The following is a 21922-nucleotide window of genomic DNA, read 5'->3' as shown; positions in this document are numbered from 1 at the left end:
GGTTTGAAGCACTTCCGATAGAACCTATCGGCATAGCATCGCGTTTGCCTGGAGTCTCGTTCCGAGACTCCAGCGCTACACGTTCAATCGCAGTTACAGATAGCTGCAGACGTAGTCGAGCGTTTCGATCACGTCGATGTCGAAGCGGCTCTTGCCGGGCACCGAAAACGACTCGCCCGCGCGATAGGTCTTCCATTCGTCGCTGCCTTCAAGGCGGATGCGGCACTGGCCGGCTTGCACTTCCATCAGTTCGGGCGCGTCCGTTCCGAAGTTGAGCGTGCCCGGCAAAATCACACCCAGCGTCTTACGCGTGCCGTCCGCGAAGAGAACGGTGTGCGAAACGCACTTGCCGTCGAAGTAGACGTTGGCACGTTTGATAACGGAAACCTGATCGAATTGCGTTGCGGCCGTCATGGCGGTCTTCCTATGAATCGTCGTGAAGGGATGCGTTAGCGCCGCGTTGCGGCAGCCCATTGTGCGTAGTCTGCGTCGACCGTTTGCGCGAGCTTGCGGTCGAGCGCAACTCGCCATCATACAGACGTCGCGCATCGACATCGGCATAACGCCGAACATCAATCGGGCTTACGCCAGCGGCCCGAATCCGGACACACGACGACCGGTTCGCCATTCAGCAATACCTGCTCTTCAGCGGGCTGTGAGATGGGTAAAGGTGCAACGTCGAATTCGACTTGAAGCGCGCGTGCGACATGTACGTCTTCGATAGGAAGCTCCCACGTCAGGAAGATCTGCACACTATCGCGATCCGGCGTGAAGTCGTCCACGTTGAAGCCGCTGCTACCTCGCCGGATCACACCATGGGGCTGACCTGTGTCGAATATCACGGCCGTTCCGCGGGTCAACGGAATGCGCTGCCCCGAAGAGGCGAAATGCAGGTCGAGCCCCTTGTCGTCGCTCAGGAACAGGTTGCAGAATGCCGCGCCGCCGTACTGCATGGCGTCATGGTGATACGTGGCCCCGCGGCAAGCCATTAAGGCGACGTCGCTGGAGGCAAGTACGTCGGGCAATCCGAGTGAGCGCGTCCAGTCCGACATCGCCTGAACACAGAGCGTGTAATCCGGCCAACGCATACGTGTTCGCGCGAAAGGCATGACTTCCACATCGCCGGGATCGAGAACCATGCGCGACGACGTCTCTCTCTCCCAATCGACCAGCACACGATGAGGCAGTTCGGGCACGTCGACGATGCCCGACAGCACGATGTCGCTCACGCGCCGTGTGCGAATGGCGTCGCCACTGGAGAAACAGGAGATCAGCATGTCTGGCGCTCGATGCCATCGGAAGGACGAAACATCCGCACATTGTAGCGATAGCGAGCCGCTCGCTCGCGCTGCGCCAGCCGCTTGCTAGTCAACGGAACTACCGCCCGCCGCTGCATAACGGCCGGGGGTGGTTCCCGTTGCGCGCCTGAACATGTCGATGAAAGCGCTCACGTTCTCGTAGCCTAGTTCGAGTGCAATGGTCGTGACGCTGACACCATCGGCGACCAGTTCCAACGCGCGCAGCAATCTGGCCTGTGCGCGCCATTGCGCAAAGCTGAGCCCCGTCTCGGCGATGAACCGCCTGCTCAGCGTGCGCGGCGAAAGCCCTGCCCACTCGGCCCATTGTTCGAGACGGCGCGTGTCGGACAGATTGCAAACGAGCGCGTCGGTGATGCGCACTAGCCGTGCGTCTTCTGGGCTCGGCAAGCCCAGCAGTTCCGCCTTGGACGCCGCCAGTTCGTCCAGGATGACCTCGGCGACCCGCGTCTGTTGCACACCGAGCAGCGACCCGTTCCAGGTCGCTGCGCGCCGCACGGCGGCTCGCAGCAGCGGCGTGGTGCGGATCGAGCGCGGCTCACGCGGTAACGCATCGCACCTATGCTCCGCAATAAACACGCTCCACCCTGAAAACGGGCCATGCGAGCGGATCGAATGCTCGCAATGTGGCGGAATCCATATCGCGTGAATTGCGGGAACGACCCATTGCTGCCGCTTCACGCCGACCGAAACGAGCCCGCTCAACGCGCCCATCAATTGCCCGCGCGCATGGGCATGCGACGACACCGCGCGCGATTCGCGCTGCGTGAGTTCTGCGGCAGCAAGGAACGGCCCGTCGGGCGATGTCACTAGCTCTGGGCGAATCAGCGGAGTGGTCATGGCTGGAAATCCGTATCGAATGGCCTTTATACCTGAGACGCGCCGCCGCTGCTTGCCTACACTGAGCGCACTACCACTTCGAGGAACTCACTGCGATGAGAGCCGAACAGCTTCTTCCAGACCACGTCGATTCCGTCGACGTTCGCGGCGTGACGATCCGCAAGGGCACCGTCGCCGCCTTTCTTGCCAACGCGCGTATCTGGAGCGACCGCGCCTCCGGCGAGACGGCGCGTGAGCGAGCCGCCGCCGATATTGTCGAAGCATTGCCGGCCTTGCGCGCGTCGGGACTGTTCGATGTGCTTACCATTATCGATCCGGCATTGCGTGCATGGATCGACGCGCAGCCGCTTACTTGTTCGCTCGACGAGGTGAAACGATGAAAGCAGCCGTCGTTATGCAAGCCGGCCAGATGCCCGTCTATGGGGACTTCCCTGAACCTGTACCCGCGGATGGCCACGTGGTGATCGACGTCGAGGCTTCCGCCCTCAGCCATGTCACGCGCGGGAGAGCGTCCGGTACGCACTATTCGTCGTCGCAGACGTTGCCGTTCGTACCCGGTATCGACGGTGTCGGGCGCCGCCCGGACGGCACGCGCGTTTATTTCTTCGGACCCAGCGAGCCCTCAGGCGGTTTCGCGCAGCGAACCCTGGTCGCGCAGAAGCAGTGCATCGTCATTCCGGAGGCACTCGACCCTGTCGCCGCCGCGGCCCTGGCCATTCCCGGCATGTCGTCGTGGGCAGCCCTCATCGAGCGCGCAAAATTCGTTGCCGGCGAGACTGTACTGGTGAACGGTGCGACGGGTGCGTCGGGACGCCTCGCCGTGCAGATTGCGAAGCATCTCGGAGCCGCAAAAGTCATTGCAACAGGGCGGCATCCGCAGACGCTCAGCCGACTCCAGGCCGTGGGCGCGGACTGCGTGATCTCGCTCGACCAGGACGAGCCGGCGTTGAACCGTGCGCTGCAACCGCACTTTCGCGACGGCGTCGACGTGGTGCTCGACTACTTGTGGGGCGCGAGCGCGTTGACGCTGCTGACAGCCGCGGCGCGGTCGCTTCCCGGCGGTTATCCGATGCGTTTCGTGCAGATCGGCTCGATCGCCGGCGCCGCTGTTGCATTGCCGGCCGCAGCGCTGCGCGCTTCGGCAATCACGTTGCTCGGCAGCGGTATAGGCAGCGTTCCTTTCGAGCGGCTTCTGCACGCGGTGCGCGAGGTGCTCCATGCGGCCGTGCCGTCGCGCCTCGAAATCGATACACGCGCGGTTCCTCTTGCAGAACTAGCGACGCATTGGGAAGACAATGGGAGTCGCGCGCGCACGGTTTTTATCATGCAAGAGTGACAGGTGGGCGTTTGTCTTTATGCGCGCATCGCACCGATCGACTAAGCACGATCGCAGGGCGAGACGCACGTAAAGGACAGCCGGTTCGGCACGACGGCAACTGACGCGCATTGATCGAACGGTGGCCGCGTCGCCGAACCCTGGCAGATGAAATTCGATGCGCGTGCCCGAGCCGGCAACAATTCCAGCCACAGCGACGCGCTGGCGTTGACACATCTTCACTGCTGCGCATGCTTCGCTGCGTCTTCGATCACCGCGGCGACTTCCTTGGGACGCGATTCATACACGGAGTGGCTTGCCCCCGCCAGTACCGTGGTGTGGCTATGCGCGCGCTGGTAGTAAAAGCGCTCGAGGTCCGGATTGATAATCTTGTCGTCGGCCGCCACGATGCCCCAACTCGGCTTCATGGTCCAGGCGGCGACCTTCATCGGCTCGGAGAAGACCTTGGCCGCCGTGAGAATTTGCGCGCGTGACTCGAACTCCGCTTCCTTGAGCGGCAGATCGGCTGCGAAATCTTTCGCGAAATCGGCGGGATTCAGATAGGTGTAACCGTCGTCCGTCTTCTTGATGGCGCCTGCCTGCTGCGACGTGTAGCTGGGCATCTTCTTGCCCAGATCGCTTTCGTCTTCGCCTACTGCCGGCGCATGAGCCGCGACGTACACCAGCCCCGCAACTTTCGGATCGACGCCGGCCTCGGTGATCACCGAGCCGCCATAACTGTGCGCGACCAGAATGGTGGGACCGTCCTGCATGTCGATCACCCGCTTCGCTGCGGCTACGTCGTCGTCGAGCGAGGTCAGCGGCTCCTGCACCATTGTGACGTGGTAGCCGTCTTTGGTCAGGATGTCATAGACCGGCCTCCACCCCGAGCCGTCGACCCACGCGCCATGAACGAGAACGATATTGCGGATCGGCGCTTTGGCGGGTTGCGTGTCCTGCGCCATTGCGCTGGCGGATGCGAACATGCATGCAGACAAGGAAAGAACCGTTGCGGCTAATGGCAAGATTTTCACGGCGAAACTCCATTGATAACGATTAGATAACCAGTTGGGATCCTGTGCACGACTGCATGGTCCACAGGATCCGGCGTGCGGCACTTAACTACCGGCGTAGAGGTTGCAGAAGCTGACCGGGCCGACGCACGCAGATTGCATTGCCGTATGCGACGCAGCACCCGACGCTGAGCTGCCGCTTTGTGCGACACCGCCGACGGCTTGCATCGTCAGTTGCTGGTCGCCTTGTGCTGCGACTTTTGCTTCTGCTGCCTGGACATCTGCCGGGTAGTTAACATCGTCACCGCTGGTAGGCCGATATCCAGCGTGCTCGACGCGGACGAGATCTGCACGAACTTCCGCACGTGTGAGCGGAGCGCTGCTTTGAGCGAAGCTGAGTACCGGAGCGCCGAGAGCGGAAACGGCGAGAGCGAGGCTTACGAACAACTTGGACATGATCAATACTCCTTAATTAAGTGAATGGTTCGCGGCGGAAAGCCGCGGATAAAATCGCTTTGCACAGACCGGCAGGATCATCTCCGCCGAACAACAATTACTATCGGATTCCTAACTATCTGACTTTCCGGTCTCACGGGTCGGCATTCGTTCCTTCGAACTTCCTTCTCGTCGGGTTCCGGATTAATGCGTTTGCATCTGGCTACATAGGGGCAAACACAGGGCCCCGACGTTTATTCCAAACTTTTTTTAAATTGATGGACCGCGGCGCTCACCTCGCGGCGAAGCCTTAGCAGGCGACATGCAAGCGGACATAAAGGAAACTGCAAGGAACGCGTTTGCGAGCCCGCGCACAAACGCCTGTTTGTTTCCGCGACGCATGCGGCTGCGCGGCCCGGCATCCTGGTAAGAGACGTCGCGAAGTGCGCGTTCGCGCCGCCCTTATAGCTGGTAGCGGAAGATTCTTGACTTATCTACCCTGAAAATCAGCGAAAGATGCGTCCAGCTGACGAGCCTATAACCGCGCTTCTCAAGATAGTCGTACACTTTCGAGCCGACGACATCCCGCATTGAAGTAGACGAGGATTCGACAATGATGATTTTCGGCTTGTACTTTTCAATATTGATCGACATCAACACCTGATAATCGTGACCTTCGGCGTCGATGGAAAGCAGGTCGATCTCATGATCGGAGTAACGGCTATGTTCGAGCACTTCGTCCAACGTCGTGGTCTCGACGCTGCGCACCGATGTAGGCGACGCCGTTCCATTTGCGGCTACTTCGGGATCGAGAGTGGAGGTCAACCCATAGCTCGAGAAGTTATAGACGTTCTTTACAGCCTTTTCGCTTGAAATAGCCGCACACACATTTGTATCGGACGCCCGCGCGAGTCTGAAGGCCTCGATCTTGATGGGGTCCATATCAATGTTGATGCCCCGCCAGCCGCGCTTGTACAACGCATACGTATTTGAAAACTTGATCGGGTGATAAGCACCCACATCCACATAAACGCCCTTGGAGCACGCGGGGCTGATTATCTCGCGGAGCACAGCATCTTCTCCGAACTGGGAATAATACAAGCGCGCTCCCCGTGTCAGCCACGTTTTCCGCACAAGCCAAAGAAAATGCCCGAAGGTCTTAAGCGAACTCATAGTAGCCCCACGCCCTGAAATCGATGCGATGGCGGAAGACTAATCAACATTCAGCGCTTTTCAAGGACATTAACTCAACGAATTGGGCCTTTCAGAAACAGGGGCCTATCATTTGCGTCTTTCGAAGACTTGATGTGCTAAGTCTTTAACACCCCTCAGCAGGCCGTCACTTTATTCTCAGCGCCTGAAAATCACCGCATAAAAAGATCTGCTTGATGTCGCGGGCTCGCAGCCCGGAAGAAGCGATTATGTCGTTGCTTTCGGGCCAGCATAGGATATTTAGAACTTCGCAATCTGCGGAATCATGGCCGCTTGGCCACGCACCACGCCTGAGTCGTCGAATAACTGCCACACCGTTGCATGCTCGATCCAGAAACGCTGTCCGGACTTCGTAATGCGAATGCCGCGATACCCGGTGACGAAACCGTCGCGCGCGACCTGATCCAGAAACGCCTGACGCTCCCCGCGCTCAGGAAGTTCCGCCGAAAGCCTCGAGCGCAGAGACGTGATTTCGTCCCAGTCGTATCCGAAGATCGTCTGCGCTTTTGAGTTGCCATAGATGAACATCGGGTCGGTCTGCGTATCGTGCGCGAGAAGGCCGAACGGCGCCGACGAATAGAGCCATGCAGCACCCTCCGTGTCGCTAATATCGGACGGCACCAGCGATTTACCGAGCAAACGGCGATAGCTATTCGTGAGGAGGCGGAAGAATTCGACATCCGTCTTCAGTGACATGGTGTAGAACGCTCCAAATCTGGTTATCCAAAGCAGTGCAATGGGACCATTGTGAATACCGCTCGTCGCTACACGTGCGAGATTACGCAAATCACGACCGTTCTATCAACCGACAGAGAGAACGGGATCGATCTCTTTGTGCGTGAAGCCAAACCTCGCCATTTGCTCGCGATGCGCGGCCGAGCCCAAATACGATCGCAATTCACGGTTGACCGCATGGCGCAGATCATCGCTGTTCTTGCTGAACGAAAATGCACCGAAGGGTATTTCGAGCGCGCTGCCTGTCACAGGCCGATGCTCGACTGCACGAAGCACCGAGCCGCCAATGCGCTCAGCCAGTATGCGATTTCCGAGGGCGGTGCTCGCATAAGCGTCCACGGTGCCTGAGCGAACTGCCTCTATCGCTTCAGCCTGCTGCTGAAAGACGACAATCTGGTCCTCGCTTACGCCAGCCGCTCTGGCCGACTCGTGCTGCACCTGTCCTGCGATGATGCCAAGCCGGGCATCGCGCCGCTCGGCGACCGACGCATAGCTGTCCAGCGCCTTGTCGTTGTCTGCACGGACGAGAAAGCCGTCTGCCATCGCCCAGACGGGAACGCTGAAGGCCACCTGCTGTGCCCGCTCCGGCGTCATGAACAGAGGAACATTCATATCCCAGCGGCCGGTTGCTACACCATCGAGCAACTCGCTAAACGTAGTGAGGCAATGCTCGATCTCCGTCGCACCAATGGCACGAAGAACAACGGTAGCCAGATCGATATCGGCGCCCATAGCCGCCCCGTCCGGTCCGCTCCATCCAAACGGAGGTTCTTCCAGGTACGCGATCCGAATCTTCATTGCTGCCTCGCAAATCCGCGAAGTCGATGGTGCGTCGATTGTACTGGGACACGCGGCATCGCAAGAAAACGCAAAGTCTGACGCAAAGGAAAAGCCACCCATGAAGGGTGGCTTTTCAATGTTTGGTGGGCCTCCCGTGAGTCGAACACGGCACCAACGGATTATGCTAACCAGCTACGGCTTTCGCCGCCCCTTTCGGGTTTGTGGTCTGGACTGTCTCTTGTCTTTACGACCTGCCCGTTCAGTCTCTACACGTTCTCTCAAAGAGAGCTTCGCTCGGGATTGCCACGCTGCGAGAACAGCAGAGGTTTCCCCGAATTTGAGCAGTTCTACCAAGGGGCAGAGCTAACTTACCCCAAGGCAACCCATTCATGACTCACCATGCCGTGCTGCGAGGTTTAGGTGAGTCTTTGCTAAGTCCGCTGCTCTAACCAAGCATGAGCTAGAGGCCCTGAGAACTCGAGATTTTACCGTATCTGAAGCTACCAACGTACAGCATGTTGCGCATGCCTGTTTGTCGAGTGGCCGCCATACTACACGAAAAAGGGGCCTCCGCGACCGCTCCGCTTTGACGGAACAATTGGGAGACCCCTTCAAATTGCTACTTACTCAAGACGGCCACACCTGCCGATCAGTTGCCCTCAAGGAACGACTTGAGTTTGTCCGAGCGGCTCGGATGACGCAGCTTGCGCAGCGCCTTTGCCTCGATCTGACGGATCCGCTCACGCGTGACGTCGAACTGCTTGCCGACTTCTTCAAGCGTGTGATCGGTGCTCATCTCGATACCGAAACGCATGCGCAGCACCTTCGCTTCGCGCGGCGTCAACGAATCGAGCACGTCTTTCACGACGTCGCGCATACTCGCGTGCAACGCGGCGTCTGCCGGCGCCACGGTGTTCGTATCTTCGATAAAGTCGCCCAGATGCGAATCGTCGTCGTCACCAATCGGCGTTTCCATCGAGATCGGCTCTTTCGCGATCTTCATGATCTTGCGGATCTTGTCTTCCGGCATTTCCATCTTCTCGGCCAGCGTTGCCGGATCCGGCTCGAGGCCGGTTTCCTGCAGAATCTGACGCGAGATGCGGTTCATCTTGTTGATCGTTTCGATCATGTGAACCGGAATACGGATCGTGCGCGCCTGGTCCGCGATCGAACGCGTGATGGCCTGACGGATCCACCACGTTGCATACGTGGAAAACTTGTAGCCACGACGATATTCGAACTTGTCCACCGCCTTCATCAGGCCGATGTTGCCTTCCTGAATCAGGTCGAGGAACTGCAGACCGCGGTTCGTGTACTTCTTCGCAATCGAGATCACGAGACGCAGGTTTGCCTCGGTCATTTCGCGCTTCGCCTGGCGCGCCTTCAGTTCGCCGGCCGCCATTTGACGGTTGGTTTCCTTCAGGTCCTTCAGCGGCAGCACCACACGCGCCTGCAGATCCAGCAGACGTTGTTGCTGCTCGCGAATGGCCGGAATGTTCCGCGTGAGGATCGCGCTGTACGCGTGACCTTCGCTGACGATCTTGTCGGCCCACTCGAGGTCCGTTTCGCTACCCGGGAAACGCGCGATGAACTCCGCACGCGGCATGCCGCACTTGTCGACCACCGTATGGAGAATCTGACGCTCGACCTGACGCACTTCGTCCACTTGCGCACGCAACGTGTCGCACAAACGCTCGACGGTGCGCGCGGTGAAGCGGATCGTCATCAGCTCGTTCTGGATGGTTTCCTGCGCTTTCAGGTACGACTTCGACTTGTAGCCTTCCTTCTCGAACGCGCGACGCATCTTGTCGAACCATTCGCTGATCAGGGCGAATTTTTCGAGCGACGCACGCTTGAGCGCTTCCATTTGCGCTGCGTTGGCCGTGGCCTGCGCGGTGCCGTCGTCTTCTTCTTCGTCCTCTTCGTCTTCTTCCTCGGCTTCTTCGTCCTCGCTCTCGATCGCTTCCGCTTCCTGCACGGAGAAGCCGTCCGCGTCTTCTGCGTCGGCGTCGATCAGGCCGTCGACCAGTTCGTCGATGCGGATTTCCTCGTTCGCGACGCGCTCTGCCATGGCGAGAATGTCGGCGATCGTGGTCGGGCACGCGGAAATGGCCATCACCATGTGCTTCAGGCCGTCTTCGATGCGCTTGGCAATTTCAATTTCGCCTTCGCGCGTCAGCAGTTCGACCGTGCCCATTTCGCGCATGTACATGCGCACCGGGTCGGTCGTGCGGCCGAATTCCGAGTCGACGGTGGACAGCGCAACTTCCGCTTCTTCTTCGACTTCGTCGTCTGACGAAGCGGCGGGCGCGTTGTCGTTCAGCAGCAGCGTTTCAGCGTCGGGCGCCTGCTCGTACACAGCCACGCCCATGTCGTTGAACGTGCTGATGATGCCTTCGATCGCCTCGGTCTCGGTGAAGTTGTCCGGCAGGTGATCGTTGATTTCAGCGTACGTGAGGAAACCGCGCTCCTTGCCGAGCTTGATGAGCGCGCGCAATTTGGAGCGGCGCTCCTCGAGTTCCTCCACCGTGCCGGGCGCCGATGAAGAAAACGCATCTTTCAGAAGCGCCTTTTCTTTGGCACGGCGGTCGCGAGCCTTGGCCTTTTCCACTTTGCCGGAAGCGGCCACAGGGGTTTCTTCGCTCTGGGTTGCGTCGTCATCGACGGGTACTTCATTCAGCTTTTTCGTCATGGAGTTCGCCGTACCGGCTGTAGTCTCGACTCGCGGCTGGTGGACAACAGCCGGTTGAACCGTGGATACTGGAGTCTCGCGCACTGCCGCATCGTCCTGCGCGACAGCCGCTTCCCTTGCGCTTCTGACACCCGGTCGTTTCGCGGCCGGAGGTGGTACAGTTTTCGCCGCCTTGGCGACCGCCTTTGCCATCTGAGCCGGCTCCGCTCGCGCGGCCGGAGTGGCTAAAGACTTCTTCCCGGCAGCCGGTGTAACGCTAACGGCAGACGCTTTCCGGACGGAAGAATCTAACCTGGCCGAAGTGACCTTTCTGGTCTGCTCCCTGGAGCGTGGGCCGGGTGTGTTCTTTCCGTCTGTAGTCTTTGCCATCGCATCGCCTTTTCGCCTTTGCTAGGAAAACCCTTTGAAAAACAAACCGCTGGAAACCTTTTATTATACCACTCAGGTTTCTGCGCTTCCGCCTACAAGCCGAGCTGGCGCTTCATGTCAGCCCGCTTCCTGTTGAGCTCTGCAAGCTCCGCGAACTCCTCCGGCGTGTGCCGGGATTGTCGTGAAAGTTGCTCGAGACGATCGCAATAAGCGTCGTATCGCATCTTCAGAATCGCCGCTTTCAGCTCCTCTCCGACGATCCTCTCCTGCTCGCGCCGCTCTTCTATGACGGTCGCATCTTCCGGGTCCTTCAGCAACAAATCCCGGACATTTTCATCATAGTCCAGAATTTTGCGAAAGATTTCCTCGAAAGTTGGGGCGTTTGCGCCGTTTCGCAATAGGTCGGAGAGCAATTGAAACTCCGCCGAATCGCCGAGTGCGCGCGCATGCGTCGTCACTTCTTCAAATAGTTCGCTGTGCCGGGTCACGGTGAGAAGCGCTTGTTCGGCTTCTTCGTCGAGCACCGCGACCGTGCGCGGATACATCACAAGATTGCGCAGCGTCTTTTCTTCGATCCCAGTCACGCTGCGCCGGTCCTTACGGGCCGGCGCCGAACGCGCCGCCGCCGCAATGCGCGAGTCGACCTCGCAGAGCGCGGCGACCTCGTCGAACGGCACGTCGAGCCGATCGGCGAACATATGCATAATCTGCGCGCGCAGTGCATTGGCCGGCAGCGCCTGCAGCAGCGGCTTGGCGTCGAACAGCGCGCGTGCACGGCCTTCCGGCTGGTCCAACTCCTTGCCGGCGAGCACCTCGTTAAGCATGAACTGCGAGAGCGGCATGGCGCGTTCCACCTGCTCGGCGAACGCCTCCGTACCAAACTCGCGGACGTAGCTGTCCGGGTCGTGTTCAGCCGGCAGAAACAGGAAGCGAATGGTCCGGTTGTCAGCCGCGTGCGGCAAACAGGCGTCCAATGCGCGCCGTGCGGCGCGCCGGCCGGCCGAATCGCCGTCGAAACTGAAGATGACCGTGTCGGTCTGGCGCATCAGTTTCTGCACGTGAATCGGTGTGCAGGCCGTGCCCAACGTCGCGACCGCGTTCTGAAACCCCAATTGGGCCAGCGCGACCACATCCATATAACCTTCGACGACCAGCACGTAGTGCTGTTCCCGGATCGCAAGACGGGCCTCGAAAAGCCCATACAACTCGCTGCCTTTGTTAAATAGAGGCGTTTCCGGCGAATTCAAATACTTCGGCTCGCCGCCGTCCAGCACCCGGCCGCCGAAGCCGATTACCTGCCCCTTCACGTTGCGTATAGGGAACATGATCCGCTCGCGAAAGCGGTCGTAGCGGCGATTCTGGCCCTGCGCGTCCGACTTCTCGCTGACGATTACCAGACCCGATTCGACAAGGGAATCGTCGCGATAGTTCGGAAAAGCCGCTTCCAGGTTCTGCCAGCCGTCCGGCGCGTAGCCCAGCCCGAAGCGAGCGGCGATCTCGCCGGTCAGGCCGCGTTTCTTCAGATATTGAATCGCGACAGGCGCGCCGCGCAATTGCTTGCGGTAGTAGTCGCAAGCCGTCTGCATGACGTCGGAAAGCGCGGTAGTTACTGCTTTCGAGGCCGCCGGTGCATAGCCGCCGGAACCGCCGCCTCCGTAGCCCGGCGAAGGCTCGTTCGGCACCGTCAATCCGACGGATTGCGCGAGTTCGTTGACTGCCTCGGGGAACGAGGCGCCGACGTGTTCCATCAGAAAGCCAATGGCCGTTCCATGCGCGCCGCAGCCGAAGCAGTGATAAAACTGCTTGGTCGGGCTCACCGTGAACGACGGGCTTTTCTCGTTATGAAACGGACACAGCCCCATGAAGTTCGCGCCGCCCTTCTTCAACTGCACGTACCGCCCCACCACGTCGACGATATCGACGCGGTTGAGCAGATCCTGCAGGAATGACGGAGGAATCACGTTAGACGACGCCAGCTTAGGAGCTCGATACCGCGCGCGCCGCCCATGGCGGCCGCGCGGGCCACAACGCGCGGTTTACTTCGCGAGCGCGGCTTTGACTTGCGCGGAAACGGCGGTCATGTCGGCACGACCGGCGAGCTTCGGCTTCAGCACGCCCATCACCTTGCCCATGTCCTGCGGGCCGGCCGCCCCGGTTTGCGCGACGGCGGCCTGCACCTCGGCGACGATCTCCGCCTCCGACATCTGCGCGGGCATGTACGCCGACAGAATAGCCAGCTCGGCCTTTTCCTTGTCCGCGAGGTCCGTGCGGCCGGCGCCTTCGAACTGGCTGATCGAGTCTTTACGCTGCTTGATCATCTTGTCGATCACAGCAGTGATTGCGGTGTCGTCGAGCGTGACGCGCTCATCGACTTCACGTTGCTTGATCGCGGCGAGCAACAGGCGAATCGTGCCGAGACGCTCCGTTTCACGCGCCCGCATGGCAGCTTTCATATCGTCGTTGATCCGGTCTCTGAGGCTCATTACTCACCTGAATGCGTTGAAAATTGAAAAACCGGCCGAGTGGACTGCATCGACATTCACCAACACGAATACCCGCTTGGGACAGCTTCCTCAAGCGGGTTGGCGCAATGTGCGTAGTGGATGCGACCCTGCCGGCTGGTCCGAAAAGACCTTGTTTTCCGAGGCAGCACCTGTTGTGCCGTCACCGGTTGCATGTCGCGGCTCTGTTTGAGCGGAACTGCGACAACGCCAGAATCAGTAGAATTTCTTTGGCAGCATCTGGCCACGCAGACGCTTGAAATGACGCTTCACCGCAGCCGCCTTCTTGCGCTTACGCTCAGCCGTAGCTTTTCGTAAAATTCGCGCGCACGAAGTTCCGTCAACAAACCGTTTTTCTCCATGGTGCGCTTGAAACGGCGCATGGCGACTTCAAACGGCTCGTTGTCTTTTACGCGGATGGTCGTCATTTTTCAATAACGGAACTTTGTAAAGGTTCAGGAGTATAGCAGAGCTTTCGCACAAAGCCATTGCGCCGTCAAGCCCCCCGGGCATACTCCGCAGCGGCCTCACCGGCCGCCACGCCTGACGCCCAGGCCCACTGAAAATTGTAGCCGCCGAGCCAGCCCGTTACGTCGACCGCCTCGCCGATGAAGTACAAGCCCGGTGCGCGGGCGCTCATCATCGAGGTGGACGAAAGGTCGCGTGTATCCACGCCACCGCGGGTCACTTCGGCCTTGCGGTAGCCTTCGGTGCCGTTCGGCGTGAGCGTCCAGCGCGACAAGGCTTCACCGACACGGCGAAGCACCTTGTCCGGCAGGTCGGCCACGCGAGCTTCGGCGGGAATCTGATGGGTCTCGAGCCACACGTGGGCAAGCCGCTGCGGCACCCATTCCGACAACAGATTGGCAATCTGACGCCGCGTCCCGGTCTTCGCTTCAAGTAGCGCCGCGGCGGCGTCCCGGTCCGGCAGCAGGTTGATGTGGATCGGCTCGCCCGGCTGCCAGTAACTGGAGATTTGCAGCACACCCGGCCCTGAGAGGCCGCGGTGCGTGAGCAGCAGGTCTTCTTCGAATTCAGCGCCGGACTTCTTGTTGCCGGTCGCGATCCGCACCTCCAGCGACACACCGGAGAGCGCCGAAAACGGCTCCCAGTCGGCGGCGGCGAACGTGAGGGGAACGAGCGCGGGACGCGTGTCGATGAGCTTGTGGCCGAACTGCTTGGCAAGACGATAGGCAAAGTCGGTGGCGCCGATCTTCGGGATCGACAAGCCGCCCGTAGCGACGACAAGCGCCCGCGCCGCGATTGAACCCGCGTTGGTGTCGAGCGTGTAGCGGCCTTCCACGTCCTGCCTCACATGCTCGACCGAGAGCGGCGCACGCCATGCGACGCGTCCCGCGTCGCACTCGTTTTTCAGCACGTTGATGACGGCGTCGCTCGACTCGTTGCAGAAAAGCTGCCCCTTATGCTTCTCGTGCCACGTCACATGATGCCGCTTGAGCAGCGCCATGAAGTCGCGCGGCGTGTAGCGGGCGAGCGCCGAGCGGCAAAAATGCGGATTCGCCGACAGATAGTTGGCCGGGCCCGCATACAGGTTCGTGAAGTTGCAGCGGCCGCCGCCCGAGATCCGGATCTTCTCCGCGAGGCGCTGCGAGTGATCGATCAGCACCACGCGCCGGCCGAGTTGCCCGGCCACCGCCGCGCACATCATGCCGGCCGCGCCCGCGCCGATCACTGCAATATCGTAGGATTCCATGGGGCCGCATTGTACCTGCGCGCCTGCGGCGTCCTGGCTCGCACTGCTATACTTTAACGCTTACCTTTTTGCATTTCGGGTGCGTCCAAGCGCCCGTTTCAGCCCACCAGACATGCTCGTTCTCGGCATCGAAAGCTCCTGCGACGAAACCGGCCTCGCGCTCTACGACACTGAGCGCGGCCTGCTCGCGCACGCGCTGCATTCGCAGATTGCGATGCATCGCGAGTACGGTGGCGTGGTGCCCGAACTGGCCTCCCGCGACCACATCCGGCGCGCGCTGCCCTTGCTCGAAGAGGTCATGGAGCGGTCGGGCACGGCACGCGGCGACATCGACGCGATCGCCTACACGCAAGGGCCCGGGCTCGCGGGCGCCCTGCTGGTGGGCGCGAGCGTCGCCAATTCGCTTGCCATGGCCTGGGACAAGCCGACCATCGGCATTCATCATCTTGAAGGGCATTTGCTGTCGCCTTTGCTTGTCGACGAGCCGCCGCCGTTTCCGTTCGTCGCGTTGCTGGTATCTGGTGGCCATACGCAACTGATGCGCGTGACCGACGTGGGCGTCTACGAAACGCTGGGCGAAACGCTCGACGACGCAGCGGGCGAGGCCTTCGACAAAACCGCCAAGCTGCTCGGCCTCGGCTATCCCGGCGGCCCAGAGGTTTCGCGCATGGCCGAATTCGGCACGCCGGGCGCGGTGGTGCTGCCGCGCCCCATGCTGCATTCAGGCGATCTGGACTTCAGCTTCAGCGGCCTTAAAACGGCCGTGCTGACGCACGCAAAAAAGCTTGGCGGCGCGAATATCTGCGAGCAGGCGAAAGCGGATCTGGCGCGCGGCTTCGTGGACGCTGCCGTCGAAGTGCTCGCAACCAAGTCGCTCGCCGCGCTCAAGCGCACGAAGCTCAACCGGCTAGTCGTGGCGGGTGGCGTGGGTGCGAACCGGCAGTTGCGCGAGGCCCTTTCGGCCGCCGCGCAAAAGCGCAACTTCTACGTGCATTACCCGGACTTGTCGCTGTGCACGGACAACGGCGCAATGATTGCGCTCGCAGGCGCGTTGCGGCTGCAACGCTGGCCCGATCAGTCGGGCAAGGACTACGCGTTCACCGTCAAACCCCGCTGGGATCTGACGTCACTCGCACGCTGAATGCTTCGCGAACGGCGCGTTACGCCGACAAAAAAGCCGCTTGTTTAGAGCGGCTTTTTTCATGCAATCAGGATTTCGAGGCAAAGCGTCAAACCAACCGCTTATCACGCTCGATCACGGCGTACGCGCTGTGATTGTGAATCGACTCGAAGTTCTCAGCTTCCAGCACGTATGCGACGATCCGCTCATCCGCGTTCAGACGCTGCGCGACGTCGCGCACCAGATCCTCGACGAACTTCGGGTTTTCATACGCGCGCTCGGTCACGAATTTCTCGTCCGGACGCTTGAGCAAGCCCCACAGCTCACACGACGCCTCTTCCTCGGCGATACGGATCAGGTCTTCCACCGCGACCTCGCCCGCCAGTTCCGCGTTGATCGTCACATGCGAGCGTTGGTTGTGCGCGCCGTACTGCGAGATTTTCTTCGAACACGGACAGAGGCTCGTGACCGGCACGAGCACTTTCAGGAACAGACGGGTTTCGCCATTACGCGTGTCGCCGGTCAGCGTCACTTCGTAGTCCAGCAGGCTCTGCACGCCGGACACCGGCGCGGTCTTGTTCACGAAGTAAGGGAACGACACTTCGATGCGGCCCGCCTCGGCCTCGAGTTTCGTCAGCATCGCGGCGAGCATCTTGCGGAACGTGGCGGGTTCCAGCGGCGCCTTGTTCTCTTCGAGCAACGCAACGAAGCGGGACATATGCGTGCCTTTTTGCTCTGCGGGCAAATGCACGTCGAGATTCCATGTGCCGACCGTCGGCTGGGCGTCACCGCCTGGTGTGCGCACCGTCAGCGGATGGCGGACCGCCTTGACGCCGACCCGCTGGATTGGAATCTGGCGAGTATCGGGCGTGCTTTGCACGTCTGGCATCACAAAGGCGGGATTCATCTGATTCATGTTCTTGTCCTTTCAGGAAAACGCCGACCCGCCTCAGGCTTGAGGCTCCGCAGATAGCCCTGCGCCGGAGCAAATTTGCCGGACGTTGAGGCTGCCCATAACGGGCTTTGCGGAGCGACGGGGTCGGGAGTCCTCAGCGGCCGCGCGGAGCAGAAACCGCAACGGCAAACGCCGGCCCCTGCCGGCGTTCGATGATGAGCCACGCACGGGCCCATCGATTCAAGTTAGCGACTTCTATTGCCACCATGGCAACGGACGGCGCAATAAGCGGTGCCGGGCTTTACGGCGTGCCAGTCGATATGACTTTTATCGCCTGGCTCGCCGACAAGCTCATCAACTCACCTTAAGCGACGCGCTTGACCGACGACTGGCCGGCCACGGCACCGCTCGACAAAAAGCGTTCGCGAATCGACTTCGCAATGCCCGCGGCGTCGAGGCCGCACGCGGCGAGCAGCTTGGCCGGATCTCCGTGATCGATGAAGCGGTCGGGCAAGCCCAATTGCAGTACCGGCCGCGTAACCCCACTCGCGAGCAGGGCCTCGACACATGCCGAGCCCGCACCACCCATCACGCAGCCTTCTTCGACGGTGACGATGGCGTCATGCGTTTCAGCGAGTTGACGCACGAGGTCAGCGTCGAGCGGCTTCACGAAACGCATGTTGGCCACGGTGGCGTCGAGTTGCTCTGCAGCTGCCAGAGACGGCGCGACCATCGTGCCGAACGCCAGAATCGCGATGCGCTTGCCCGCCGGTTGTGACGTCTCGCGGCGCACTTCGCCCTTGCCGACAGGCAGAGCAGCCATTTGCTTCACGGTGGCCACGCCGGTGCCGGCGCCGCGCGGATAACGCACGGCCGTCGGACACGATTGCTGCAACGCCGTGTACAACATCTGACGGCATTCGTTTTCGTCGGACGCGACCATTACCATCATGTTCGGGATGCAGCGCATGAACGCGAGGTCGTAAGCACCTGCGTGCGTCGCGCCGTCCGCGCCGACCAGACCTGCGCGGTCGATCGCGAACACGACCGGCAGATTTTGCAGCGCGACGTCGTGGATCAGTTGATCGTAGGCGCGTTGCAGGAACGTCGAGTAGATCGCGACGACAGGCTTCATGCCCTCGGCCGCGAGACCACCAGCGAAGGTAACCGCGTGCTGCTCGGCGATACCCACGTCGAAGTAGCGGTCCGGGAAGCGCTTCTCGAACTCCACCATGCCGGAACCTTCACGCATGGCCGGCGTGATGCCGACCACGCGCGCGTCCAGTTCAGCCGCGTCGCAAAGCCACTCGCCGAACACCTGGGTGTAGGTTTTCTTGGACGGCGCAACAGCCGGCTTGATGCCTTCAGCGGGATTGAACTTGCCCGGGCCGTGATACAGCACCGGATCAGCCTCGGCGAGCTTGTAGCCCTGGCCCTTCTTGGTGACCACGTGCAGGAATTGCGGACCGCGCAGTTCCTTGATGTTTTGCAGCGTAGGGATCAGCGAATCGAGGTCGTGACCGTCGATCGGGCCGATATAGTTGAAGCCGAATTCCTCGAACAGCGTGGCCGGAACGATCATGCCCTTCGCGTGCTCTTCGAGCTTGCGGGCCAGATCGAGCATGGGCGGCGCGACGCGCAGCACGCGCTCGACGCCAGCACGCGCCGCGGCGTAAAAGCGGCCCGACATGAGACGCGCGAGATGGCGATTGAGCGCGCCGACCGGCGGCGAAATCGACATGTCGTTGTCATTCAGGATGACGAGCAGCGGCACGTCGTCTTCTACGCCGCCATTGTTCAATGCCTCGAAGGCCATGCCCGCCGTCATTGCGCCGTCGCCGATCACGGCGATGCCCATGCGGTTATCGCCCTGCAGCTTGCTGGCGACCGCCATGCCGAGTGCCGCCGAAATCGACGTGCTCGAATGCGCAGTGCCGAACGTGTCGTATTCCGACTCGTCGCGTTTAGGGAAACCGGAGATGCCGCCCAACTGGCGCAGCGTGTGCATTCTGTCCCGACGGCCCGTCAGGATCTTGTGCGGATACGTCTGATGGCCGACGTCCCACACGATGCGGTCGTGCGGCGTGTCGAACACATAATGCAGAGCAATGGTCAACTCGACCGTGCCGAGGTTGGACGAAAGATGGCCGCCCGTCTGCGACACGCTGTCGAGCACAAAGGCGCGCAACTCGTCGGCAAGCGGTTGCAATTGGCGGCGATCGAGGCGGCGCAGGGCTGCCGGGTCGTCGATGGTTTTCAGCAAGTCGTACATCGTCGTTCCATTGTAGGAAAACTTACGCGCCCGCACTTCATACATGCGCCTGGTGGGGACGGCGCGCGGCGGCGGGCTTTCGCGTTCAGCTGACCCGGTTCACCACCAGATCTGCCAATTCGGCAAGACGCTGCGCGCGCGCGCCGAACGGCGCCAGCGCGGCGTGCGCGTCGCTGCGCAGCTGCGCTGCCAGCGAACGCGATGCGTCGAGCCCAATAATCGACACGTAGGTCGGCTTGCCGTCCTTCGCGTCTTTACCTGCTGTCTTGCCGAGCGTCGCCGAGTCGGTCGTGACGTCGAGAATATCGTCGACGACCTGAAACGCGAGGCCGACCGCAGCCGCGTATGCGTCGAGCGAACGCATGGCGTTCGCGTCCGGCGCTTCACCCGCCAGCGCGCCCATGCGCACCGCGGCGCGCAGCAACGCGCCGGTCTTCATGCGGTGCATGGTTTCGAGTTGCGTACGCGTGAGCGTGTGACCGACGCTTGCAAGGTCGATTGCCTGACCGCCGCACATGCCGATCGAACCGCTGGCAAGAGCCAGTTCGCGCACGAGCGCCGCCTGCTGCGCGGGCGCCAGAACCTCGGAAGTCAACGCGACGAACGCCTGCGACTGCAATGCGTCGCCGACCAGCAGTGCCGTGGCTTCGTCATATTTGACGTGTACCGTGGGTTTGCCGCGGCGCAGCGCGTCGTCGTCCATGCACGGCATGTCGTCGTGCACGAGCGAGTACACGTGGATCATTTCGAGCGCAGCCGCTGCTGCATCGAGACACTCGGCGCGCGCGCCGGTCAGCTCGCCTGCTGCATGGCACAGCAGCGGGCGAACCCGCTTGCCGCCGCCCAGCACGGCGTAGCGCATCGCCTCATGCAGCTTGGCCGGCTCCGTTGTCTCAGCCGGCAGGTAGTGTTCGAGTGCCGTTTCGACGCGCTCGAGCACCGAGCGCGTCCATTGTTCGAATGTCATAGGTCGTCCCCGCTTTCAGTAGCGGCTGTTCCTGCGGTATTCACGGGCAGTGGCTTGAGCGTCTCGCCGTCGAGCACCCGCACCTGCTGCTCGACTTTCTCGAGCTGTTGCTGGCAAAACGCCACCAGAGCCGCGCCACGCCGATAGGCGGAGAGCGATTCTTCGAGGCTGAGATTGCCGCTTTCCATGCGTGCAACGAGCCCTTCAAGCTCTGCCTGCGCCGCCTCGTAGTTCTCAGGCAGCGGCGTGCTTTCGACGCCTTCGGCCGGCGCCGCAGCAGTATCGTTCGACGCGGTCTTCGCCATGAATAGTCGCAAAATTAAAACAAGTCGGACATTCTACGGCAAAAGAGACAAATCCGACTCGCCAGCCGACCTTCGGGCCGCCTGTCCGCCCTTCGCCGCCCTGTCAGTCTCGCAGAAAAAAAACGATTGGTCTGCGGCGAAAAGGCCGAACTTTCTCGACATTTTTGACCCAAATCAGTGACTTAACTGTCCCAAGGAGGGGGAAACAGGTATAATCTTGGGCTCCCTAAATCGAATCTTCGATGGTTGGGTTGTTCACTGCTTTCACGTCTTCATCGGGAGTGGGAATGTCCAATCTGAGCAATGCATTGCAGTTGCGGTCTGTTCACAGCCAACTGCCAGTCACGGCTTACTTTGACGAAGCGCTTTTAACGCGCGAAATCGAAACCCTTTTCAGGAAAGGTCCTCGTTACGTCGGGCACGATCTCATGGTGCCGGAAGCGGGGAATTATTTTGCCTTGCCCAGCGAGAGCGAGGGGCGCGTGCTCGTTCGTAACCAGCAGTCGCAAGTCGAACTGCTGTCGAACGTGTGCCGCCACCGGCAGGCCATCATGCTCAACGGCCGCGGCCACGCTGAGAATATCGTCTGTCCGCTGCATCGCTGGACGTACGATCTGAACGGCCAGCTTCTCGGCGCTCCGCATTTCGCGGACAACCCGTGCCTGAACCTGGGCGCCACGCCGCTGCAGAACTGGCAGGGGCTGCTCTTCGAAGCGCAGGGCCGCAACGTCGCACGCGACCTGGCCAACCTCGGCACGAAACGACATTTCGACTTCTCGGGCTTCATGTTCGACCATGTCGAGGTGCACGAGTGCAACTACAACTGGAAGACCTTTATCGAGGTCTATCTGGAGGACTACCACGTCGCGCCGTTCCATCCGGGCCTCGGCAGCTTCGTCAATTGCGACGACCTTACGTGGGAATTCGGCGAGTGGTACAGCGTGCAAACGGTCGGCGTTCACAAGGACCTCGAGCAGCCGGGCAGTCCGACCTACCGCAAATGGCACGACGAAGTGCTGCGTTTCCGTGGCGGCACTCCGCCGGAGTTCGGCGCGATCTGGATGGTGTACTACCCCGGCATCATGATCGAATGGTATCCGCACGTGCTGGTCGTGTCGTGGCTGATTCCGCGCGGTCCGCAGAAGACCACGAACGTGGTCGAGTTCTATTACCCTGAGGAAATTGCGTTGTTCGAGCGTGAGTTCGTCGAAGCGGAACGTGCCGCCTATATGGAAACGGCCCGCGAAGACGACGAAATCGCCGAACGCATGGACGCTGGTCGCCGAGCGCTAATGGAGCGCGGCGAATCACAGGTTGGCCCATACCAGAGTCCAATGGAAGACGGCATGCAGCACTTCCACGAGTTCCTGCGGCGCGAGCTCGGCACGATCTGATTGCGGCCTCGCTGCAACTCACTTGCGTTTGCATCAACACACGGAAA

The 21922-nt window shown here is 60.9% G+C and carries 20 protein-coding genes and 1 pseudogene; 4 read left to right on the top strand and 17 right to left on the bottom strand.

Going from position 1 to position 21922, the window contains the following annotated elements:
- Positions 1-93: 93 nt before the first annotated feature.
- The 3 genes from SB753_RS30550 to SB753_RS30540 all read right to left on the bottom strand — a co-directional run bounded on the left by SB753_RS30550 (position 94) and on the right by SB753_RS30540 (position 2156).
- Entirely contained in the window at positions 94-414 is a 321-nt protein-coding gene (locus SB753_RS30550) for a pyrimidine/purine nucleoside phosphorylase (RefSeq protein WP_027802956.1), read from the bottom strand.
- A gap of 158 nt (positions 415-572) precedes the next feature.
- Positions 573-1277 (bottom strand): hypothetical protein, encoded by a 705-nt coding sequence (locus SB753_RS30545; RefSeq protein ID WP_020070984.1) that lies wholly within the window; start codon positions 1275-1277, stop codon positions 573-575.
- An 87-nt stretch (positions 1278-1364) separates the two neighbouring features.
- Positions 1365-2156 carry an AraC family transcriptional regulator gene (locus SB753_RS30540; protein ID WP_410803582.1) on the bottom strand — a complete coding sequence of 264 codons (792 nt, stop codon included), beginning with the start codon at positions 2154-2156 and terminating at the stop codon, positions 1365-1367.
- 95 nt (positions 2157-2251) lie between these two features.
- On the opposite strand from SB753_RS30540, the gene SB753_RS30535 reads away from it, so the two are divergent.
- Positions 2252-2536, top strand: coding sequence for a hypothetical protein (locus tag SB753_RS30535; protein ID WP_410803580.1), 285 nt, complete (start codon positions 2252-2254; stop codon positions 2534-2536).
- Entirely contained in the window at positions 2533-3492 is a 960-nt protein-coding gene (locus SB753_RS30530; RefSeq protein ID WP_410803579.1) for a quinone oxidoreductase family protein, read from the top strand. The genes SB753_RS30535 and SB753_RS30530 overlap by 4 nt, the downstream gene beginning before the upstream one ends.
- Positions 3493-3710: 218 nt before the next feature.
- Here the strand turns inward: SB753_RS30530 and SB753_RS30525 are convergent, their stop codons facing one another.
- The 10 genes and pseudogenes from SB753_RS30525 to SB753_RS30480 all read right to left on the bottom strand — a co-directional run bounded on the left by SB753_RS30525 (position 3711) and on the right by SB753_RS30480 (position 14922).
- Positions 3711-4457 (bottom strand): alpha/beta hydrolase, encoded by a 747-nt coding sequence (locus SB753_RS30525; RefSeq protein WP_020070988.1) that lies wholly within the window; start codon positions 4455-4457, stop codon positions 3711-3713.
- Positions 4458-4589: 132 nt separating this feature from the next.
- On the bottom strand, positions 4590-4940 hold the full coding sequence (locus SB753_RS30520; RefSeq protein WP_087752657.1) for a DUF4148 domain-containing protein: 351 nt from the start codon (positions 4938-4940) through the stop codon (positions 4590-4592).
- A gap of 441 nt (positions 4941-5381) precedes the next feature.
- Positions 5382-6020: an FkbM family methyltransferase gene (locus tag SB753_RS30515; protein ID WP_256972076.1), complete on the bottom strand. Its 639-nt coding sequence runs from the start codon at positions 6018-6020 to the stop codon at positions 5382-5384.
- A 351-nt stretch (positions 6021-6371) separates the two neighbouring features.
- Positions 6372-6827: an MEKHLA domain-containing protein gene (locus SB753_RS30510; RefSeq protein WP_020070991.1), complete on the bottom strand. Its 456-nt coding sequence runs from the start codon at positions 6825-6827 to the stop codon at positions 6372-6374.
- Between the two features lie 105 nt (positions 6828-6932).
- Complete coding sequence (locus tag SB753_RS30505; protein ID WP_410803575.1) at positions 6933-7664, bottom strand: transporter substrate-binding domain-containing protein; 732 nt, start codon at positions 7662-7664, stop codon at positions 6933-6935.
- Between the two features lie 631 nt (positions 7665-8295).
- The gene (gene rpoD / locus SB753_RS30500) at positions 8296-10707 is read right to left on the bottom strand and encodes an RNA polymerase sigma factor RpoD (RefSeq protein ID WP_087752659.1); all 2412 of its coding nucleotides are present in this window, start codon (positions 10705-10707) and stop codon (positions 8296-8298) included.
- A 92-nt stretch (positions 10708-10799) separates the two neighbouring features.
- Positions 10800-12668 (bottom strand): DNA primase, encoded by a 1869-nt coding sequence (dnaG, locus tag SB753_RS30495; protein WP_410803573.1) that lies wholly within the window; start codon positions 12666-12668, stop codon positions 10800-10802.
- Between the two features lie 75 nt (positions 12669-12743).
- On the bottom strand, positions 12744-13190 hold the full coding sequence (locus SB753_RS30490) for a GatB/YqeY domain-containing protein (protein ID WP_027805093.1): 447 nt from the start codon (positions 13188-13190) through the stop codon (positions 12744-12746).
- A 234-nt stretch (positions 13191-13424) separates the two neighbouring features.
- Positions 13425-13636: pseudogene (gene rpsU / locus SB753_RS30485) on the bottom strand (30S ribosomal protein S21).
- Between the two features lie 68 nt (positions 13637-13704).
- Positions 13705-14922 (bottom strand): NAD(P)/FAD-dependent oxidoreductase, encoded by a 1218-nt coding sequence (locus tag SB753_RS30480; protein ID WP_087752661.1) that lies wholly within the window; start codon positions 14920-14922, stop codon positions 13705-13707.
- Between the two features lie 112 nt (positions 14923-15034).
- On the opposite strand from SB753_RS30480, the gene tsaD reads away from it, so the two are divergent.
- The gene (tsaD, locus tag SB753_RS30475; protein ID WP_027779523.1) at positions 15035-16063 is read left to right on the top strand and encodes a tRNA (adenosine(37)-N6)-threonylcarbamoyltransferase complex transferase subunit TsaD; all 1029 of its coding nucleotides are present in this window, start codon (positions 15035-15037) and stop codon (positions 16061-16063) included.
- An 88-nt stretch (positions 16064-16151) separates the two neighbouring features.
- On the opposite strand, the gene folE2 is transcribed toward tsaD, so the two are convergent.
- From folE2 to SB753_RS30455, 4 genes are all read right to left on the bottom strand, one after another.
- A complete protein-coding gene (gene folE2, locus SB753_RS30470) occupies positions 16152-16958 on the bottom strand; it encodes a GTP cyclohydrolase FolE2 (protein WP_410803570.1) in 807 nt (268 codons plus the stop codon).
- Positions 16959-17301: 343 nt separating this feature from the next.
- Positions 17302-19209 carry a 1-deoxy-D-xylulose-5-phosphate synthase gene (dxs, locus tag SB753_RS30465; RefSeq protein ID WP_020071001.1) on the bottom strand — a complete coding sequence of 636 codons (1908 nt, stop codon included), beginning with the start codon at positions 19207-19209 and terminating at the stop codon, positions 17302-17304.
- An 85-nt stretch (positions 19210-19294) separates the two neighbouring features.
- Positions 19295-20176, bottom strand: coding sequence for a polyprenyl synthetase family protein (locus tag SB753_RS30460; RefSeq protein WP_087752664.1), 882 nt, complete (start codon positions 20174-20176; stop codon positions 19295-19297).
- Positions 20173-20481: an exodeoxyribonuclease VII small subunit gene (locus tag SB753_RS30455; protein ID WP_392395470.1), complete on the bottom strand. Its 309-nt coding sequence runs from the start codon at positions 20479-20481 to the stop codon at positions 20173-20175. Before SB753_RS30455 ends, SB753_RS30460 begins: the two co-directional genes overlap by 4 nt.
- 287 nt (positions 20482-20768) lie before the next feature.
- Here SB753_RS30455 and SB753_RS30450 point away from each other — a divergent pair, with 287 nt between their 5' ends.
- Positions 20769-21875, top strand: coding sequence for an aromatic ring-hydroxylating oxygenase subunit alpha (locus SB753_RS30450; RefSeq protein ID WP_020071004.1), 1107 nt, complete (start codon positions 20769-20771; stop codon positions 21873-21875).
- Positions 21876-21922 lie beyond the last annotated feature (47 nt).

The organism is Paraburkholderia sp. SIMBA_053, assembly GCF_046534895.1.
GTDB lineage: Bacteria > Pseudomonadota > Gammaproteobacteria > Burkholderiales > Burkholderiaceae > Paraburkholderia > Paraburkholderia caledonica.
Note: the sequence above shows the minus strand (reverse complement) of the source record. Positions and strands in the feature narration are given on the sequence as shown.

Excerpts from the sequence above, each read along its gene's own strand:
- SB753_RS30550 (WP_027802956.1), bottom strand. The coding sequence starts at position 414 with ATGACGGCCGCAACGCAATTCGATCAGGTTTCCGTTATCAAACGTGCC.
- SB753_RS30545 (WP_020070984.1), bottom strand. The coding sequence starts at position 1,277 with ATGCTGATCTCCTGTTTCTCCAGTGGCGACGCCATTCGCACACGGCGC.
- SB753_RS30540 (WP_410803582.1), bottom strand. The coding sequence starts at position 2,156 with ATGACCACTCCGCTGATTCGCCCAGAGCTAGTGACATCGCCCGACGGG.
- SB753_RS30535 (WP_410803580.1), top strand. The coding sequence starts at position 2,252 with ATGAGAGCCGAACAGCTTCTTCCAGACCACGTCGATTCCGTCGACGTT.
- SB753_RS30530 (WP_410803579.1), top strand. The coding sequence starts at position 2,533 with ATGAAAGCAGCCGTCGTTATGCAAGCCGGCCAGATGCCCGTCTATGGG.
- SB753_RS30525 (WP_020070988.1), bottom strand. The coding sequence starts at position 4,457 with ATGTTCGCATCCGCCAGCGCAATGGCGCAGGACACGCAACCCGCCAAA.
- SB753_RS30520 (WP_087752657.1), bottom strand. The coding sequence starts at position 4,940 with ATGTCCAAGTTGTTCGTAAGCCTCGCTCTCGCCGTTTCCGCTCTCGGC.
- SB753_RS30510 (WP_020070991.1), bottom strand. The coding sequence starts at position 6,827 with ATGTCACTGAAGACGGATGTCGAATTCTTCCGCCTCCTCACGAATAGC.
- SB753_RS30505 (WP_410803575.1), bottom strand. The coding sequence starts at position 7,664 with ATGAAGATTCGGATCGCGTACCTGGAAGAACCTCCGTTTGGATGGAGC.
- rpoD (WP_087752659.1), bottom strand. The coding sequence starts at position 10,707 with ATGGCAAAGACTACAGACGGAAAGAACACACCCGGCCCACGCTCCAGG.
- SB753_RS30490 (WP_027805093.1), bottom strand. The coding sequence starts at position 13,190 with ATGAGCCTCAGAGACCGGATCAACGACGATATGAAAGCTGCCATGCGG.
- SB753_RS30480 (WP_087752661.1), bottom strand. The coding sequence starts at position 14,922 with ATGGAATCCTACGATATTGCAGTGATCGGCGCGGGCGCGGCCGGCATG.
- tsaD (WP_027779523.1), top strand. The coding sequence starts at position 15,035 with ATGCTCGTTCTCGGCATCGAAAGCTCCTGCGACGAAACCGGCCTCGCG.
- folE2 (WP_410803570.1), bottom strand. The coding sequence starts at position 16,958 with ATGAATCAGATGAATCCCGCCTTTGTGATGCCAGACGTGCAAAGCACG.
- dxs (WP_020071001.1), bottom strand. The coding sequence starts at position 19,209 with ATGTACGACTTGCTGAAAACCATCGACGACCCGGCAGCCCTGCGCCGC.
- SB753_RS30460 (WP_087752664.1), bottom strand. The coding sequence starts at position 20,176 with ATGACATTCGAACAATGGACGCGCTCGGTGCTCGAGCGCGTCGAAACG.
- SB753_RS30455 (WP_392395470.1), bottom strand. The coding sequence starts at position 20,481 with ATGGCGAAGACCGCGTCGAACGATACTGCTGCGGCGCCGGCCGAAGGC.
- SB753_RS30450 (WP_020071004.1), top strand. The coding sequence starts at position 20,769 with ATGTCCAATCTGAGCAATGCATTGCAGTTGCGGTCTGTTCACAGCCAA.